Source organism: Mammaliicoccus sp. JADD-157, assembly GCF_049310805.1.
Classification (GTDB): Bacteria; Bacillota; Bacilli; order Staphylococcales; family Staphylococcaceae; genus Mammaliicoccus; species Mammaliicoccus lentus.
In genome coordinates this window covers 1,069,178-1,083,579 of the sequence record NZ_JBMOVZ010000001.1, presented here as the reverse complement: position 1 = coordinate 1,083,579, position 14,402 = coordinate 1,069,178, and the positions used below count along the sequence as shown (strand labels likewise).

Here is a 14,402-nt window from a genome sequence, read left to right as displayed (position 1 = left end):
TCTCACTCTCCTTTGTTATTGTTCTTTTCATGTTCTTCTATTTTTTCGACTAACATTTCAGCTAACAAAAGTTCATTTCTATCAATCAAATCTTTGTTAACTTTAATCAACCACATACATGTTATTGCTAATAGTATCGTTAATATAATCCACATGTTACTTACCTCCTATTTAAAATGTTATATCTTCAATTTTTGTCTTCTTTATTTTTCCACCGTATATACTCGTGAAATGTTCTGCATCTTCGTATTCTTTAAAAGTTATAGCTGAGTTTAATCTCTTTGTTACTCTTGCGTCTATATAATCTATATCCCACCCAGGTATTAAATCTACATCTGCTGCGAAATAACATTTATCCGTTGCCATAACTAAGAAATTGTCTATCATGTTAATTTCCCTCCTACAATGTATTAACGAACCCTAGACATTGTTCCTGTCCTGTATACTTATCTTCTTTACCATCTCTAGTGTCTACAATTGTTGGTACTGTCATAACTATATATTTCATAGCCAACTCTGGCGTTTCTTCTGGATTAACCATTGTTACCTCGATATTTTTATTACTCAATGCTTCTTTAACCATCGGACACTTTGTACAGTGTGTTGTGCTGAACATGTATATATTTTTCATTATTTATTCTCTCCTTAAGTTTGGTTACTCCCCCACAGCTACTACGACAAGATATATAATAATCACGGTTAATAGTGTCATGAATATGATCATCAGCTTCGCCCCATTCCACTGAACCATACTTCATTGTCCTTGTAGGCTTGTGTATTTTCATAGTCGATTGGTGGCTCTGTTCTTAAAATTCTGCTTTCTATTCCATTCTCAGGTGTATAACTATGTTCAACAATATCTCCTGCTTGTAACTCAGGTATTTCAGATGGGTTATTTGTCCATTTTCCTATGCCCACTTGGTCAACTTCATCTTGCACAGTCGCATACTTATATGTGCGTTTGATGAATACGTATAGTGTTAATGCTGCTAGTGATAATGTGATTAAATATTTCATTGTATGTCCTCCTTATACCTAATTAAGATGTATGTTCTATCTAGGTTAATTTGTTCATATCTCACAACGTGGTAGCTTTCTACATACCATTCTTTAATGTTGTTATCCTTAATAAACTTATTAACAAGATTCACCGCTTTATTTTCAACGTCTAAATTATTTACCGTCTCATCTCTAAATTCTTTTAGTTCATACAATGTTATTCCTCCTCTAATAAGTGTGGGTTATCTTCCCAGTACCTCTCTCACTCGTTCTAGGATGTCTGGGGAGCTTTCGCCACCCTTAATATCCACTTGATCCAAAACCATTCGTCCCTCTTTCACTTTCACTCTCAAACTCCTCTACTACATTTACTTCTGGTGTAACGATTGGCACGATAACCAACTGTGCTATTTTGTCGCCTTTGTTGATTTTGTATGTTCTCAAGAAAACATGATTATTTGTAGTTTCTAACGGCTTGCCATCTACACCATTGAAATGTAACCCTATTTCATTTGTTTGTTGTTCGTCATTCTTAATATTCACTTTCACATGACCGTTATATCCTGCGTCTATCTCCCCAGTTTCAACGACTAAATGTGTCTTACTACTTACACCACTTCTGCTAGTTAATAGCCCTACATAACCCTCTGGAATGTCTACTGCTATATCTGTAGCAAGTAATATCTTTTCTTGTGGTTCAATCACAACTGTTTCAGCTGCATATATATCTAATCCAGCACTCACACCGTATGCTCTTGTTGGTGTTGTTGCGTTGTCTGATAGTAATTTGATGTTTAGGTTATTCATTTATTTGTCCTCCGTTTTCTTTTTGTATGCTTGTATGAGTTGCTCGATTGAGTAGTAATGATTAGCAATTGCAAATGGCATGAATAAGTTATTAGTGAACCACCCGTTATATATTTCGTCCATATCACTCATTAATTCATCAACTACATCCATATCACCGAAGTCTACATTTGTTTTTTTAATGTAATGGTCGTAATCTCCATCTTCGATATAATCTAATATGTCATTAATATCACTTTTTGATTGATTGGTAATACTTAACCCAAACGCTAACATGTCTGCTAATTCATCTAACTGAACATCTAACGGCTTACCTGGATTCTTCTTCCAATTCTTGAATGTTTCTAATGTGTTAAACCATTCAAAAAATTCAACCACATATGCTACTTTGCTATCTTGTAAGTTAAGTGTCGGTATTCTACTGTCAAATTTCTTTTGTATTTCTAATAGTTCTCTTAATTGATCTGTTGTTAGTTGGTTATTCATTGTTTGCGTCCTCCATGTAATTCTTCGTATTTTTCAATAATATTACTTGCGTCATACCACCATTCTTCTTCATTTGGGTAATATCCATATTCTTTATAGAAGTCCTTATCAACGTTTCTAATTTTGTCAAACGCTCTAGCCTTAGCGTAAGTTTCTTCAAGCTCTTCTACTGCTTTAGTTTCTTCGTTAGGATTGTAACCTTCTGTAATTAATCTAAGTTCAATTAAGTGTTTTATCCATCTTTCGTGTTCATATCCCATAATCACTCACGCTCCTTACATATGCCTAATTGATCTAGTTCGTTTCTATAACTTAAATATGTGCAATTGCCTGGATGTATATATAATTTGTAATCAATAAACTTCGAGAACTCTTTCAGTAAATTTCTTTGTGCTTGTATATCCTCTATCAGTTCATCACGTTGTTTCTTAAACTGCTCACGTTCTTGTTCCAACTCTGCAATTGACTCTCGTGTGTGTTTGATTGTCGGCATATTGTTTCCTCCTAAAATAATTCCATTTGTTTTCCATCCACTAAATCTTTTACTAATGGTTTGCTTGTATTAAAGTAGTCGTACATTTCTTGCTCTGTATCAAACACTGCGATGCCAATGTCATTTTGAAATACTTCTATTGTTTCAACTTGTCCTGTATTGAAGACACGTACATATATCAAATTACTTTTCCCACCATGCTTGTAACTCTCAACTGCTCTATCCATTTGTTCATCAGTACAGTACTTGAAACGTTTCATTTCAACATGCTCCATATATCTAACTGATCATTCAGTTCTAATTCCAACTTCAAATCATGTGCTGCTTTAAATTGTTTCAATTCACTGTCTGTGAAATGGTGTTTCTGTCTTGTAAATACTGTCTGTGGCATTCCTAGTAAAGTATTTGTATCTTTACCAGGTATAACCGTTATAACTTTCTTACCTTCTGCATTGTATAAGTGATATCTTTCTAGTAGTCCCATATGCTCACTCCTATTCGACTTCAATTAGCTTTTCTTGCAGCTTTACAAACCCTAATCCAGCTTTAGTTAATTCAGGATTGCTAAATATCAATTTTTGTCTATTGAGTTTCAATAGTTCAGACCTCTTAATTAAAATTAGATTATCTATATCAAAATTTCTTTTGTTTCCATCAGCAAAAATGATGACATGATTATCTGGTTTAGGACCGTTGATTTCTTCCCAAATCAGTTCGTGTTTTGGTCTCCACATTTCAGTACGTGTACCGTTATCTTTTATTTTCACAAGTACATATCCATCTTTTCCGTCTAAAGTGCTTCCAATTGGTCTTTTATTTATAGGTGTATCGCCTTTTTTAAACCATCCCTTTTCAACACCTGGTGCATAAAGTCCTTTAACACCTTTATTCCAAGATTGATGTCCTTTTTTAAATTGAGTGTTTAAACCATTATTTAATTTGTTTCTTGCACAAAAGGAACTTATCGTTCCAACACTTTTGTTAGTACCAAATCTTTGATTAAACATTTCAGCCAACTTTTTAAATGGCGTACCTTTCACGTTATCTTTTATAAATTGAGTTTGTTCTTCTGTATAAATCCTAGACATTTTTACCACCGTCCAACATCTTAGGTAAATCGTTAGACTCATTAAATCTATCGTCCATGAATTTTTGACTTTCTAATACCAAACTTCCGTTATCGATAATATTTTTAGCTACACCCATTATTGCTTTAGATCTATTTATTTCTTGCTTTAATTCATCGCCTTTTACATCTTCATCACTCAAACGCTCTAATTGAGCGAATAAGTGGTTATTTAAATCTCCTAATGTGTTTCTCACGTCTTTGTCCTCCTATATATCAAAAATAGATAATTGTTTTTTAGTTAATTTTTCAGTATGTTCGATTTTGTAATCCTTGTTGATAAAACCTTTAAAAGCTAATAATTTTCCGTTTTCATCAGCTATTCTATATATATCAACGACATCAACGTTTACTCGCCATTCTGTGATATTGCCAACACCGTATTGTCCGACTTCATAACAAGATTTATCGTCATACACTTTCGTAATCATACTTACCAACTCCCACAACAATCTTTAAATAACTTTTGAGCATAATCTCCAAATTCAGTTACTTGAGGATACTTGTCTAACCATGGTTTTGGTTTCGCATACTTCTTTTTATATTCAATTCTTCTGTTACTTTCTTCGTGTTTTAAAATTTCTTCTAAGCTTTTCAAATGATTGCCGGTAAACTTCAAATCATCACTTTTAAGATGATTTTTGGCTAGTTCTTCTGACATTGGAAACACATTAATGGCCTCATCTATAGTCCAGCCGTTTAGGATTCTGGACTTATATATCACTAGGGGAATATTATTATTTTCTGCAATCAGTATATTGTCTTCATGTAATGGTTGTTTATAACGAATTGGTATATTATTTAACATGTTCAACTACTCCTAATCTCTATAAATTTGGTCGTTTAATTTATTTAAATTCTGTCGATTTGATATAAGTCTATGTTTTTCAACTGACATTGTTACTCTCATTTCATTTTCAGTAGTTAATCCGACGTATAGGATAAAACCGTATACGTCATTTTTTCTCAAAAACCACTGTAATGCGTCTGTATCACTGATATAGTGACCAGATTGTTTAATACTCTTTAAAAACGTCTTAAATTGGTCTATTAATGGACGTTTTAGTTTATAGTTTTGTTTAACTGCTTCGGATAATTTAAATATCGTAGCTGTCATTTCTCCACCTCGTATCGAATAAAGGATATGTTCTAATTAATCTTTCTATATTTCCATATTTATCACCTGCCTTTCATTACTTCTAATCAAAAGGGAGATCATCATCGCCTATATCTACAGGACCACCATTAGCATTTGCAAAAGGATTATTCTGTTGGTCGTAATTTGCTTTATTTTGTCCTTTTTGAACGCTTTGTCCATTTTGAGTATTGTTGTTCGTATTTTGATTAGTTTGGCTATTTTGATATGAATTTGAGCCATTTTGACTATCTTTAGGTTCTAAGAACTGGACGTTGTCACAAACCACCTCTGTTACATATACTTTTTGTCCTTCTTTGTTTTCATAACTTCTTGATTGAATCCTACCGTCAACACCTGCTAACTTTCCTTTTGATAAATATTGGTTAACATTTTCAGCAGCTTTCTTAAATACAACGCAGTTAATGAAATCAGCTTCGCGTTCTCCTTGTTGATTAGTAAACTTTCTGTTCACTGCTAATGTGAAATTCGCTACTTGTACTCCACTTGGTGTCGTTCTAAATTGTGGGTCCGATGTTAACCTGCCAACTAATACAGATTTATTAATCATATTGTTATTTCCTCCAATGGTTTATTTATTGTTATTGCCGGTGTTGTTTCTCTTTTGTGTATTTGTCTTTGTAACTCTTCTCTAATTAAGTTTTGGTCAAAGTTACACATAATCATGAATTTACGAGCGTATACTTCACTGCAATTTAATCTTTCAATTAGTTTTTGTATTGTTATCATGTTAGATTCCTAAATCCCTTCATTCGATGGTCATTGCCTTCTAATGTAATGCCTGTGGTATTTGACATTAATCTACTAAACAATCGTTGCTGGTCTTTTGTTTTAGTTAATTCTTTAATAGATAAATTAGTAGTTATAATGTTATGTTTGCCAACTCTACTTTCAGCAATCTGAAATAGTTTTGACATGCCATAATCAGTAACATTCATTCCAAAGTCATCAAACACCATTAAATCGACCTGACCTATCGCTTTTTCTAATTCCGTCTCTGTATATTCATTGTCTTTATCAAAGGTAGATCTAAACATCGAAATGAGTTCAGTTAAATTGATGAAGAGTACTGAATATTTTTTGCTTTTCACTTCTTTTAAGATAGACATTGCTAAATGTGATTTTCCTAATCCGAATGAACCCTGTAGTAAAAGCGATTGTTTATTTTCTTCACTAAACGAATTAGCGTATCTCTCACATATGACTTTCGCTTTTTCTTGGTTTTCGTTTTCAGGTATATAAGTTTCAAATGTTGCGTGTTTTGTTTCTTCGTTTTCACTTGAAAAACTAAATATCTTATTAATTTCAATTTGTTTTTGACGTTGTTTAAAGTTGTTTGTCATTTGTTTAGCATGTTCTATCATCTCGCAATCACAACCTAGCCTATATGTGTAACCACTTTTGAATTGATATTCTTCATAGTGCCTGCCACATTTCTTACAAGTTGCTTCCTCAATTAATTTAGGTTGCGTCTTTTGTTCCAATTTATTAGCTATTTTTGGATTGAACAAATCATTCATTTAAACACCTCAATTATTCATATATTTAAGATATGGATTATCTTCGTCTGCTATTTCTTCTTGTTTACTACGTTTTTTGTTTCTTGCTGATATATCTTCTACCGTTTTAACTCCATCATTGTTCCATGATTTCAGTATTGAATTAACATAGCTCCAAGTTGACACATTATTGTTTAATGCTTCTTTCATAGCTTCTATAACTATTTCATTGCCGTACTCTTTGAAGTCATCTATCCAAGCGCTGATTTGTTCTGCAATATAAGGTTTAAGAACTCCAAAACCATTAGCTTGATAGAAGTCGAATGGCGACTGCTGCTTACTACTACTGTTATTCTTCTCACTGTTATTTGTATTATTGTTACTTGTAAAACTGTTACTTGTAGTAGTAAGGTTTTCGAGCGCTCTATTTTTCATCGCTCTATTTTCGAGCGCTTCACTTTCGACCGCTCTATTTTGAAGTGGTCGAGGTTCATGATTTAATGTGTATAAATTTTTTCCATACAAGTTATTACTCTTTACACGTTCAATATTTAAATAGCCATTATCCTCTAATTGTTTTCTATACTTTCTGAACCTGTTTTTGCTTATATCTAATTCATGACATATAAGTTCAACGCTAGGAAAAGCACTTTGATCTGAACCAGCATATGAAGATAAATAAGCATATAAAGCTTTTGCTTCAATATTTAACTTCGTATCTTTCATAACCCTCTTGAATACAAGCCCATAGCCAGTTATGGATGTTTTAATTTGTTCTGTCATAGTTTTACTCCCTTCTTAAAATACATATACAGGTCGCCCTGTTACTCTTTGGATTGATTTCTTAAATAGTTTTTCATCTGAATTACTATCAGATAAATGTATTAGATAAACTTCTTTTAACTGCGACAAGTCACAATCTTTAATGAATTCTATAACGTTCTCTAAACTAAAATGACTTTTTCTAATTCTTTTCTTTAACGAGTGATTAAGAAGACCTGTTTCAACATTTCTATTTAATATTTCTATACTGTTATTACACTCAATTAATAGGTGTGTAAGCCCTGTAAAGGTGTATTTGATGTAATAGGTATCAGTAGCAAACAATAGCTTGTCGCCATTGTCTGACTGAATGAGATACCCTAAAGGTTGTTCTGTGTCATGCTGCACATCAAAAGGTAATATCGTAAATGTCCCTACTCTAAAATGTTCTAATGGTTGAATACCTTTTAATCTAAAGTTGTTGTATCGTTTGTCATTCTTGATTAAATATTGTTTTTCTAAATTACCTATATAACAATCAATTCCATAATTCATTACTTCTTTTAAACCTTTAATGTGATCACTATGACTGTGACTGATTAAACAAGCTGAAATACTGTTTAATTTGAAGTTCAAAGCCTTTTGTATTGTTTTAAAATTAAAACCACATTCAAGTAGTATTTCAGTATCTTCATCTGTAATGTGGTAGCAGTTCCCACTAGAACCACTACCAATACAATTAATTTTCATTACCGAATAATCCTTCATCAAATATTGATTGCTTAGCTTGTTCAGGTTCTTTTACTTCTTCAAATTGAGGTTGTTCAACTGCTACCTTTTCTTTTTCTTGTGGCTTTTCTACTTTTTGTGGTTCTTCTTTTGGAATATCAATTGCTGTTTTATTAGCGTTTTGATTAATTTCTTTCTGTACATCATCATTAACATTGATTGGTTGAATACTTTCTTCTTCGGTATACATAGCACCTAGATTTTCAGGAAACGCTTCACGTAAAGCATTTACGATAGCTGTCTTTCTAATCATTGTTAATGGCATCTGTTTCCAAGTAGATTGTTTCTTGTCATACTCTTCGACTGATACTTTAGATACAACTGGCATATCTCTATCAGATCTATATACCTTTGCCCAACCACCAATTAATTGGTCGTTTTTAAGCTTAACTGCGCCTTCTATTTCGTATAATTCGTTATTACGTTCTACAATAATTCCAGCTTCAATACCTTTATATTTAGTATTAGATTCTGCACGTTTCATAAACGCTTCTTTACCTACTATGATTTGAGCATCACCACCGAATTTAACTAGGTAAGCTTCGTTTAAGAATGGGTTTAGTTTCTGATATTTACACAGTGATAAGAACATCATAATTTCTTGATCATTAACTTCTTTGTTACCTCTAACTAAATACTTTTTAATAATTCCAGGTGATAATTTAACTGTTTCACCGTTTACCTCATATGTTGTACTCATTTTTTCTGCTACTTGATTTTGATTTGTCATTATAAATTCCTCCATTACTTTTTATTAAATTACTTCTACTGTTAACTCTTTATCTTTTTTACTTACTTCTAATTGAATTTGTTGTGACGTTGTTTCGTGTACGTCTGTAACAGATTCAGCGTTATCTATCATGATTGGTGCGTAGAAGTTATAGTGTTTAGATAAAGCGTTAATGATGTCTAATCCTACGTTTATTCTTGCTGCGTTGTTTAATCCACTGTCATAAGGAACACCGTTGTGTAATGCTATACAAACATCTTCCACACCTTCATTGATTAACACGTTGAATAGTTTGAATTTAGTAATCTCAAACTTGTCATTAATTGAACTTTCCATTAGTTTTACTTTTTGTTTAGTAAATTCTTCTGTTAAGAATGTTGCATGTTCTAAATCGTTATATTCTTGTGCTAACTGTTCTTGTCTACTTTCTAATTCGTCAATTCTTTGTATTGCTCTTTGACTAAGCTGGATATCATCAAGTTTTTGTTTGATATTTCTTTGTTGATTGAGTAACGGCTCTTTTTTGCTCTCAATTAAGCCGTTAACATCATCACTGATACTTTGAATAGAGTGTCCCTTTTGTTCTTTAAGTGCTTGAATATCACTATCTATTTGCTTGTATTCGTCTGTATCTTCGACTCTTGTGTTATTACTTTCTAAAACTTTTATTTCTTCTTTAAGTTCATCTATAGATTGAGTATCTTTATTAATCTCTTTCTTGATTGTTTCCATAGACTTTTCAATTTCATCATTTTGTTCTGAAAGATATTTAACTCTGTTTCTGATTTCAATACCGTCTGATTGTATTTTTTCTAATGTTTCTGACTTATCAGCGTTGTAGCTTTCTTCCATCTTCTTAATAGCTTCTTCTTGCATATGTGCTGGTATATCTTGACCACAACAATCACAGACAGTTGCAGTTGTAAATTCCTTTTGTTCATTTACTAATTCTTTATGCTTGCTTCCGAGATTTTTAAACTTTTCGTTTTGTTCTTCCATTTCACTTTCATTTCTTTGTAATTCAGCTTTTAAATTACTTAAATCTCTACGTTTAACAGCTACTGCTCTTTCTTTTTCTGATTCTTCATTGTTCAATGACGTAAGTTTACGTCTACTGTCGCCATCATGATTATCAATCAAATATTGAATTTCTAGTTGTTTAGATTTAATGTCTTTTTCAATTTTTTCTACAGATAGTCCATTTTCAATATCTTTAATTTGTCCATCTATAACTTTTATTTCTTCGTTGATACCAGCTAATTCTTTTTCTAATTTGTCTTTATCGTACTTTTGTACGTCTGGCATATTATGATTAATTTCATCTACACGAACAGGTATTGCTTTTAAATCGTCATTGATAGCTTTCTTATTTCTCTTTATTCTTGCTTTAAAATCTTCTAATGATCCATCACCTAATAACTTTTTAAGCTCCTTTAATTTAGTATCTGATTTGATTACATCTTCATCTGTCACCTCATCAACCAAACTCATTAGAATATTTTTACGTTCATCTTGTTTTAAACTGTTAAACCAAAATGGATTAGTCGTTAGTTTGAATATTTGTTCATCACTTATGATTGAGTTAATGAACTCATTAAAGTCTTTTAATTTTTTAGGTGTTAGCTCTTCTTCTGTAGCACCTAATTCGTATACAGTTTCATGTCCAGTAAAGCTAGACTTTGCTTGTCCACGTTTTCTAGTCCACTTTTCTGAATAAGTTTTTTTGATATGTTGCTCTTTGCCATCTATTTTTAATACTGCATAGACACTGTGTTTAAGGTTGTTAATTTCATCGCCTACGTTATCTAATGTTTTAATTGCAAACTTTGTGCTACCTTTACTGTCTTTATTGAATAGCAACCAATAAAAAGCATCTGCTATTGTTGTCTTACCTGTGTTATTTTCTCCCCTTACTACTATGTCCTTACCTTCAGCTTTTAATTCGAAGTGTTTAGCACCTTTAAAGTTATCAAGTACTAATTTGATTAACTTAATATCCATATCTTTCTCCTCCTGTGGTATAATATAAATAAGTGAATTTCTTAGTCGGACACCTTTTTTAGGTGTCTTTTTTTAGTCGAATAAATCATGGTTCCAATTATTACTGGTCAAGTAATTAAATAATCTTTCGTTTTCGGTCGTATTTTTGTCTAGATAGTCATTTAACATTGCTATGATGTTTTCTTTTTGCGTTTCATAATCATCAGCAGACGTGAAACAAGCTGATACAACTAATTGCTCTGTTCTATTACATGTAATTTTCATATCGACATAGTCACCGTAGTAAAAAATTCCTTTCTCAAACCAGAAACCTTGTAATTGAAAATTGCTATAACGTCTTTCTCCTACTTCTAACATTTAGATCCCTCCTTTAAATATCTTCTTCGTTATTCAAATCGTTGAATAAGTGGTCGAACATTTCGAAAAACATTACTGTAGCTAACCAAAACATTAATGAATGTTCTATTGGTGTAACTGAAAAACTTGATATAATAAAGAACTCAATAACAAGTACTAATGTTAATAACGGATACTTTAAAATATTCATTTAATCCCTCCTATATTCTGCGTTCCATTTTTAATTTCTGTTCATGTGCTTTTGCTACATCTCTAGGATTTTGTTCAATATGTTCACATGCTTTATTTAGAAACATTTGTCCTTGAAACAATACGTCTTTACATTCAGACATCGTTGATAAAACATTGTCTTTTTCTTCTCTGCTCATGAATTCTGGTCGTTTCAAGAAACTACAGTTTTCTAAAGCGTAGATAGCTTCTTTCATTTCTTTGATTAACTGGTTTTTAATTAATCCAGGGTGATCATAGTAAACTTCGTCATTATGCGCTGGTGTTGAAAAACCATTTGAAAACTCATTTAATGTATCTGTTACAAATACACCATCACTACTGTTTGTTGCGAATGCTCTGTAAGTGTCAGAAGAAATTTTCCTATCTCCTTTGACCATCATTGATACATTACTTTTTGTAGTTAAAGCCATATCTGCTAGTCTTTGTTGCGTAATTCCCCTTCGTTCTATTTGTTTATTAATTACGTGTGCCATTTTAAAAATCCTCTCTATATTTATATTTTTTGTATTGTTTGGTTAACTGTTCTGTCTTTAAAGTTCACAAACCATGCGTTAATATATAAGTATCATCATTTGGTCGAATAAATGATGTGTTCTAAAATCTCAATTTGGTCGTTGAGTGTAACTGGACTGGGTTTGGTCACCTAGTTCAGTTATTTTTTTATGCAATCTCACTTGATAACTGTGCTTCGTATCCTTTTTCGGTAAGAATTTCATGTATTTTCAAACGACCTTTTTGTGTCCATTTAGTTTGAAGCTTTGTATCTTGTCTTCCATCCGAACGCACAATTGAAATTGTGTTCGACTTTGTTAATCCTTTATTCATATGCTCTTTATACAAGATCCATTGATTACCTACTTTTCTTTGTAATCTCGCTTCGTTTAATATCTTGTTTAATTTGTTAGCTGATAAACCATAGTCTGCAGCTATTTGTGTAGCTGTCATTGTTCCATTACTTTTAAGAATTTCATCTACATAATCTGCTTTAGGTTTTAATTCTCCAATTTCTTGTTCTAGCATTAGTTTTTCTTGCTGCTCTTCAATCCAACGCTTTGCTCTTTGTACTGGATCTTCAATCATGTAACTATCAGATGAAGTAATCGCAGTCTGCTTAATTTGTTCTTGCATTTGATAAAAAGCATCTACATAAGTTGCAGTGAATAAAATTCCTTTCTCACCAGTCATTTTGTTTGCTACCATATCGCAACCTTTTTTAGTCAAAAGATAGCGTTTGTATGATTTATTGTTACCATTAGTTTTATAAGTGCTTTCTATGAAGTAATCCTGAGAACGCAATTTTGCGTTTTGAGAAATTACACTTTCATAATTCTCAATACTCCTTACTAAATCTGCATGTCGCTTATTAGTTACTTCTGCTATCTCTCGACTGTCTACATATAATTCTTTATTTTGTTCAATTACTTTTAATTCATTTGTCATGTGAATGACCTCCTTAATTTGTTATAGATTTATTATTTTGGTTTGGTACAATTAAATTAATTTATTATGAAAGTGTGGTGAGAAAATATGGGTCCTTATTTCTTAACTCAAGATCAAAAAGAAATAGTTCAATCTCAATTAGAAGAAAAAAGACAAATTCCTTGTTCATGTAATGCCCCTGCTGTAGTAGTTATGAACGATGTAAGTGTTTTATCAATAGCTTCTAATGAATATCCTGGTCCAACAGTAGCAATGGTCAATACTGTTTGTGATAACTGTGGAAATGTACAACAATTTAGTGCTAGACACTTTGATTTAGAAATTTAGTACCAAGTTTTTATTGAATTCAAATCAACATATTTTCCTTTAACACTCTTAATCTCCTCCACCAAGATGATGATTAGGAGTGTTATTTTTAATATTTGTTTTAGTTTCAACTGAATCCCCTCCTATAAAAATTTTTTATGTTTACTTTTTAAAAATTCTTCAAATACTCTTATATTTACTAATAAAATATTTTGAGCAACTGCTATAGATATTCTATTTCGATACCTTTCGTCTTCTTCAGCTTCTTGAAGGTATTTATTTACTGTAGATCTTGATAAATCGAATAACTCGCAAGCTCTAGTAGCCTTAATATAGATAGGCTCAATATAAATTTCTTCATCTAATATTGTGTTTTGATTACTAGGTAAAACAGTTACTACGTTTTGTTTATCTCTAATCATTAGATTTCCTCCTTTTCTTTTGTTGGCGTTCTAATACAACATTTAGTCGTCGCAATGACTATTTAATGTATTTAAGTGTGGCTCGTATCATCGCTCACTATCGCTCGTAAACGCTCTATTAGAACGCCAACATGTTCGTTATTATGTTCTGTCTTACTAAATGACCTTCCGATTTGTATCATTAGACTTGAAAGGTGGTGATTCCGTGAAACTGAACCAAGATTGCATAAGAGATATTTTATTAACTATTGAAGATATGGATTACACTATGGAAGGTTTAACAAAGGAAAGCTTTGAAAAAACCGACAGAATGCAAAAGTATGATCCAATACAAATTTTATATACTCTAAAACGTTTATATGATGCTCGTTTCGTCGAAGTTGCTTTTGCTAAAGGTGAAGCTTTTTATGTTTTTTATATCGTTCATTCGATGACATATGAAGGTCATCAACTTTTAGATTCCATAAGAGATGAACACATTTGGTTAGAAACTAAGAAAAAAGCTTCTAAAGTATCTAGTGTTTCAATACCAGTACTACAAAACATCGCAACATCAGTAATGAAAAATTATTTAGGTCTCGATTAATCTAACTTGAATTCAATGCTATCGATTTGTACATAATAATTATTTTTCAAATGTGGCATATATTGAATTTGCTTATTAATCATATTTTTAGAAATTGACATTTCTAAATTATCTAATGTGCCAACTTCTACAGGTCGTCTATTACCTTCTTTGTCGTAGAAGTAATAGATGACTATTTTTTTAGCCACTTCTTACCCTCCTTTTCCGTGAAC

General features: G+C 31.9%; 31 protein-coding genes. 2 read left to right on the top strand and 29 right to left on the bottom strand.

Features of this window, described 5'->3' with window-relative positions:
* Positions 1–2: 2 nt before the first annotated feature.
* The 27 genes from ACO6VN_RS05490 to ACO6VN_RS05360 all read right to left on the bottom strand — a co-directional run bounded on the left by ACO6VN_RS05490 (position 3) and on the right by ACO6VN_RS05360 (position 12,876).
* Entirely contained in the window at positions 3–155 is a 153-nt protein-coding gene (locus ACO6VN_RS05490) for a hypothetical protein (protein ID WP_353804999.1), read from the bottom strand.
* Between the two features lie 16 nt (positions 156–171).
* Positions 172–387, bottom strand: a complete 216-nt coding sequence (locus ACO6VN_RS05485; RefSeq protein WP_422404342.1) for a hypothetical protein — start codon at positions 385–387, stop codon at positions 172–174.
* Positions 388–400: 13 nt separating this feature from the next.
* Positions 401–631: a thioredoxin family protein gene (locus ACO6VN_RS05480; RefSeq protein ID WP_353805001.1), complete on the bottom strand. Its 231-nt coding sequence runs from the start codon at positions 629–631 to the stop codon at positions 401–403.
* A gap of 92 nt (positions 632–723) precedes the next feature.
* Entirely contained in the window at positions 724–1,017 is a 294-nt protein-coding gene (locus ACO6VN_RS05475) for a hypothetical protein (RefSeq protein ID WP_353805002.1), read from the bottom strand.
* Positions 1,014–1,214, bottom strand: coding sequence for a hypothetical protein (locus ACO6VN_RS05470; protein ID WP_422404341.1), 201 nt, complete (start codon positions 1,212–1,214; stop codon positions 1,014–1,016). Before ACO6VN_RS05470 ends, ACO6VN_RS05475 begins: the two co-directional genes overlap by 4 nt.
* 85 nt (positions 1,215–1,299) lie before the next feature.
* Positions 1,300–1,806 (bottom strand): dUTP pyrophosphatase, encoded by a 507-nt coding sequence (locus ACO6VN_RS05465; RefSeq protein WP_422404340.1) that lies wholly within the window; start codon positions 1,804–1,806, stop codon positions 1,300–1,302.
* Positions 1,807–2,292: a dUTPase gene (locus ACO6VN_RS05460; RefSeq protein WP_422404339.1), complete on the bottom strand. Its 486-nt coding sequence runs from the start codon at positions 2,290–2,292 to the stop codon at positions 1,807–1,809.
* Entirely contained in the window at positions 2,289–2,552 is a 264-nt protein-coding gene (locus ACO6VN_RS05455) for a hypothetical protein (RefSeq protein WP_422404338.1), read from the bottom strand. Before ACO6VN_RS05455 ends, ACO6VN_RS05460 begins: the two co-directional genes overlap by 4 nt.
* 2 nt (positions 2,553–2,554) lie before the next feature.
* Positions 2,555–2,785, bottom strand: a complete 231-nt coding sequence (locus ACO6VN_RS05450; RefSeq protein WP_422404337.1) for a hypothetical protein — start codon at positions 2,783–2,785, stop codon at positions 2,555–2,557.
* An 11-nt stretch (positions 2,786–2,796) separates the two neighbouring features.
* Positions 2,797–3,045 (bottom strand): hypothetical protein, encoded by a 249-nt coding sequence (locus ACO6VN_RS05445; protein ID WP_422404336.1) that lies wholly within the window; start codon positions 3,043–3,045, stop codon positions 2,797–2,799.
* Complete coding sequence (locus tag ACO6VN_RS05440; RefSeq protein WP_422404335.1) at positions 3,042–3,269, bottom strand: DUF3269 family protein; 228 nt, start codon at positions 3,267–3,269, stop codon at positions 3,042–3,044. The genes ACO6VN_RS05445 and ACO6VN_RS05440 overlap by 4 nt, the downstream gene beginning before the upstream one ends.
* A 10-nt stretch (positions 3,270–3,279) precedes the next feature.
* Positions 3,280–3,873: an HNH endonuclease signature motif containing protein gene (locus tag ACO6VN_RS05435; protein ID WP_135032714.1), complete on the bottom strand. Its 594-nt coding sequence runs from the start codon at positions 3,871–3,873 to the stop codon at positions 3,280–3,282.
* On the bottom strand, positions 3,866–4,108 hold the full coding sequence (locus ACO6VN_RS05430; RefSeq protein WP_135032712.1) for a hypothetical protein: 243 nt from the start codon (positions 4,106–4,108) through the stop codon (positions 3,866–3,868). The genes ACO6VN_RS05435 and ACO6VN_RS05430 overlap by 8 nt, the downstream gene beginning before the upstream one ends.
* Positions 4,109–4,120: 12 nt before the next feature.
* Positions 4,121–4,342: a hypothetical protein gene (locus tag ACO6VN_RS05425; RefSeq protein WP_135032710.1), complete on the bottom strand. Its 222-nt coding sequence runs from the start codon at positions 4,340–4,342 to the stop codon at positions 4,121–4,123.
* Positions 4,343–4,344: 2 nt separating this feature from the next.
* Positions 4,345–4,719 carry a hypothetical protein gene (locus ACO6VN_RS05420; protein WP_135032708.1) on the bottom strand — a complete coding sequence of 125 codons (375 nt, stop codon included), beginning with the start codon at positions 4,717–4,719 and terminating at the stop codon, positions 4,345–4,347.
* A gap of 12 nt (positions 4,720–4,731) precedes the next feature.
* Positions 4,732–5,028, bottom strand: a complete 297-nt coding sequence (locus tag ACO6VN_RS05415) for a hypothetical protein (protein WP_422404334.1) — start codon at positions 5,026–5,028, stop codon at positions 4,732–4,734.
* 82 nt (positions 5,029–5,110) lie between these two features.
* On the bottom strand, positions 5,111–5,617 hold the full coding sequence (gene ssb / locus ACO6VN_RS05410) for a single-stranded DNA-binding protein (RefSeq protein ID WP_422404333.1): 507 nt from the start codon (positions 5,615–5,617) through the stop codon (positions 5,111–5,113).
* A complete protein-coding gene (locus ACO6VN_RS05405) occupies positions 5,614–5,796 on the bottom strand; it encodes a hypothetical protein (RefSeq protein ID WP_422404332.1) in 183 nt (60 codons plus the stop codon). The genes ssb and ACO6VN_RS05405 overlap by 4 nt, the downstream gene beginning before the upstream one ends.
* Complete coding sequence (locus ACO6VN_RS05400; protein ID WP_422404331.1) at positions 5,793–6,587, bottom strand: ATP-binding protein; 795 nt, start codon at positions 6,585–6,587, stop codon at positions 5,793–5,795. The genes ACO6VN_RS05405 and ACO6VN_RS05400 overlap by 4 nt, the downstream gene beginning before the upstream one ends.
* 9 nt (positions 6,588–6,596) lie before the next feature.
* A complete protein-coding gene (locus tag ACO6VN_RS05395; RefSeq protein ID WP_422404330.1) occupies positions 6,597–7,349 on the bottom strand; it encodes a DnaD domain protein in 753 nt (250 codons plus the stop codon).
* 15 nt (positions 7,350–7,364) lie between these two features.
* Positions 7,365–8,078: an MBL fold metallo-hydrolase gene (locus ACO6VN_RS05390; protein ID WP_422404329.1), complete on the bottom strand. Its 714-nt coding sequence runs from the start codon at positions 8,076–8,078 to the stop codon at positions 7,365–7,367.
* Positions 8,068–8,847, bottom strand: a complete 780-nt coding sequence (gene bet / locus ACO6VN_RS05385) for a phage recombination protein Bet (protein WP_422404328.1) — start codon at positions 8,845–8,847, stop codon at positions 8,068–8,070. Before bet ends, ACO6VN_RS05390 begins: the two co-directional genes overlap by 11 nt.
* Positions 8,848–8,871: 24 nt before the next feature.
* The gene (locus ACO6VN_RS05380; RefSeq protein ID WP_422404327.1) at positions 8,872–10,848 is read right to left on the bottom strand and encodes a hypothetical protein; all 1,977 of its coding nucleotides are present in this window, start codon (positions 10,846–10,848) and stop codon (positions 8,872–8,874) included.
* A 72-nt stretch (positions 10,849–10,920) separates the two neighbouring features.
* Positions 10,921–11,205, bottom strand: a complete 285-nt coding sequence (locus tag ACO6VN_RS05375) for a hypothetical protein (protein ID WP_422404326.1) — start codon at positions 11,203–11,205, stop codon at positions 10,921–10,923.
* A gap of 13 nt (positions 11,206–11,218) precedes the next feature.
* Positions 11,219–11,395, bottom strand: coding sequence for a hypothetical protein (locus ACO6VN_RS05370; protein ID WP_167751623.1), 177 nt, complete (start codon positions 11,393–11,395; stop codon positions 11,219–11,221).
* Positions 11,396–11,405: 10 nt separating this feature from the next.
* A complete protein-coding gene (locus tag ACO6VN_RS05365) occupies positions 11,406–11,909 on the bottom strand; it encodes a hypothetical protein (protein WP_422404325.1) in 504 nt (167 codons plus the stop codon).
* A 187-nt stretch (positions 11,910–12,096) separates the two neighbouring features.
* Complete coding sequence (locus tag ACO6VN_RS05360) at positions 12,097–12,876, bottom strand: phage antirepressor KilAC domain-containing protein (RefSeq protein ID WP_422404324.1); 780 nt, start codon at positions 12,874–12,876, stop codon at positions 12,097–12,099.
* An 87-nt stretch (positions 12,877–12,963) separates the two neighbouring features.
* Between ACO6VN_RS05360 and ACO6VN_RS05355 the strand changes: the two genes are divergently transcribed.
* Complete coding sequence (locus ACO6VN_RS05355; protein ID WP_422404323.1) at positions 12,964–13,203, top strand: hypothetical protein; 240 nt, start codon at positions 12,964–12,966, stop codon at positions 13,201–13,203.
* Positions 13,204–13,325: 122 nt separating this feature from the next.
* Here the strand turns inward: ACO6VN_RS05355 and ACO6VN_RS05350 are convergent, their stop codons facing one another.
* Entirely contained in the window at positions 13,326–13,604 is a 279-nt protein-coding gene (locus ACO6VN_RS05350) for a helix-turn-helix domain-containing protein (RefSeq protein WP_422404322.1), read from the bottom strand.
* 205 nt (positions 13,605–13,809) lie between these two features.
* On the opposite strand from ACO6VN_RS05350, the gene ACO6VN_RS05345 reads away from it, so the two are divergent.
* A complete protein-coding gene (locus tag ACO6VN_RS05345; RefSeq protein WP_422404321.1) occupies positions 13,810–14,190 on the top strand; it encodes a DUF2513 domain-containing protein in 381 nt (126 codons plus the stop codon).
* Here ACO6VN_RS05345 and ACO6VN_RS05340 read toward each other — a convergent pair.
* Positions 14,187–14,378: a hypothetical protein gene (locus tag ACO6VN_RS05340; RefSeq protein ID WP_103269424.1), complete on the bottom strand. Its 192-nt coding sequence runs from the start codon at positions 14,376–14,378 to the stop codon at positions 14,187–14,189. The two genes, ACO6VN_RS05345 and ACO6VN_RS05340, sit on opposite strands and share 4 nt — an antisense overlap.
* Positions 14,379–14,402: the final 24 nt, after the last annotated feature.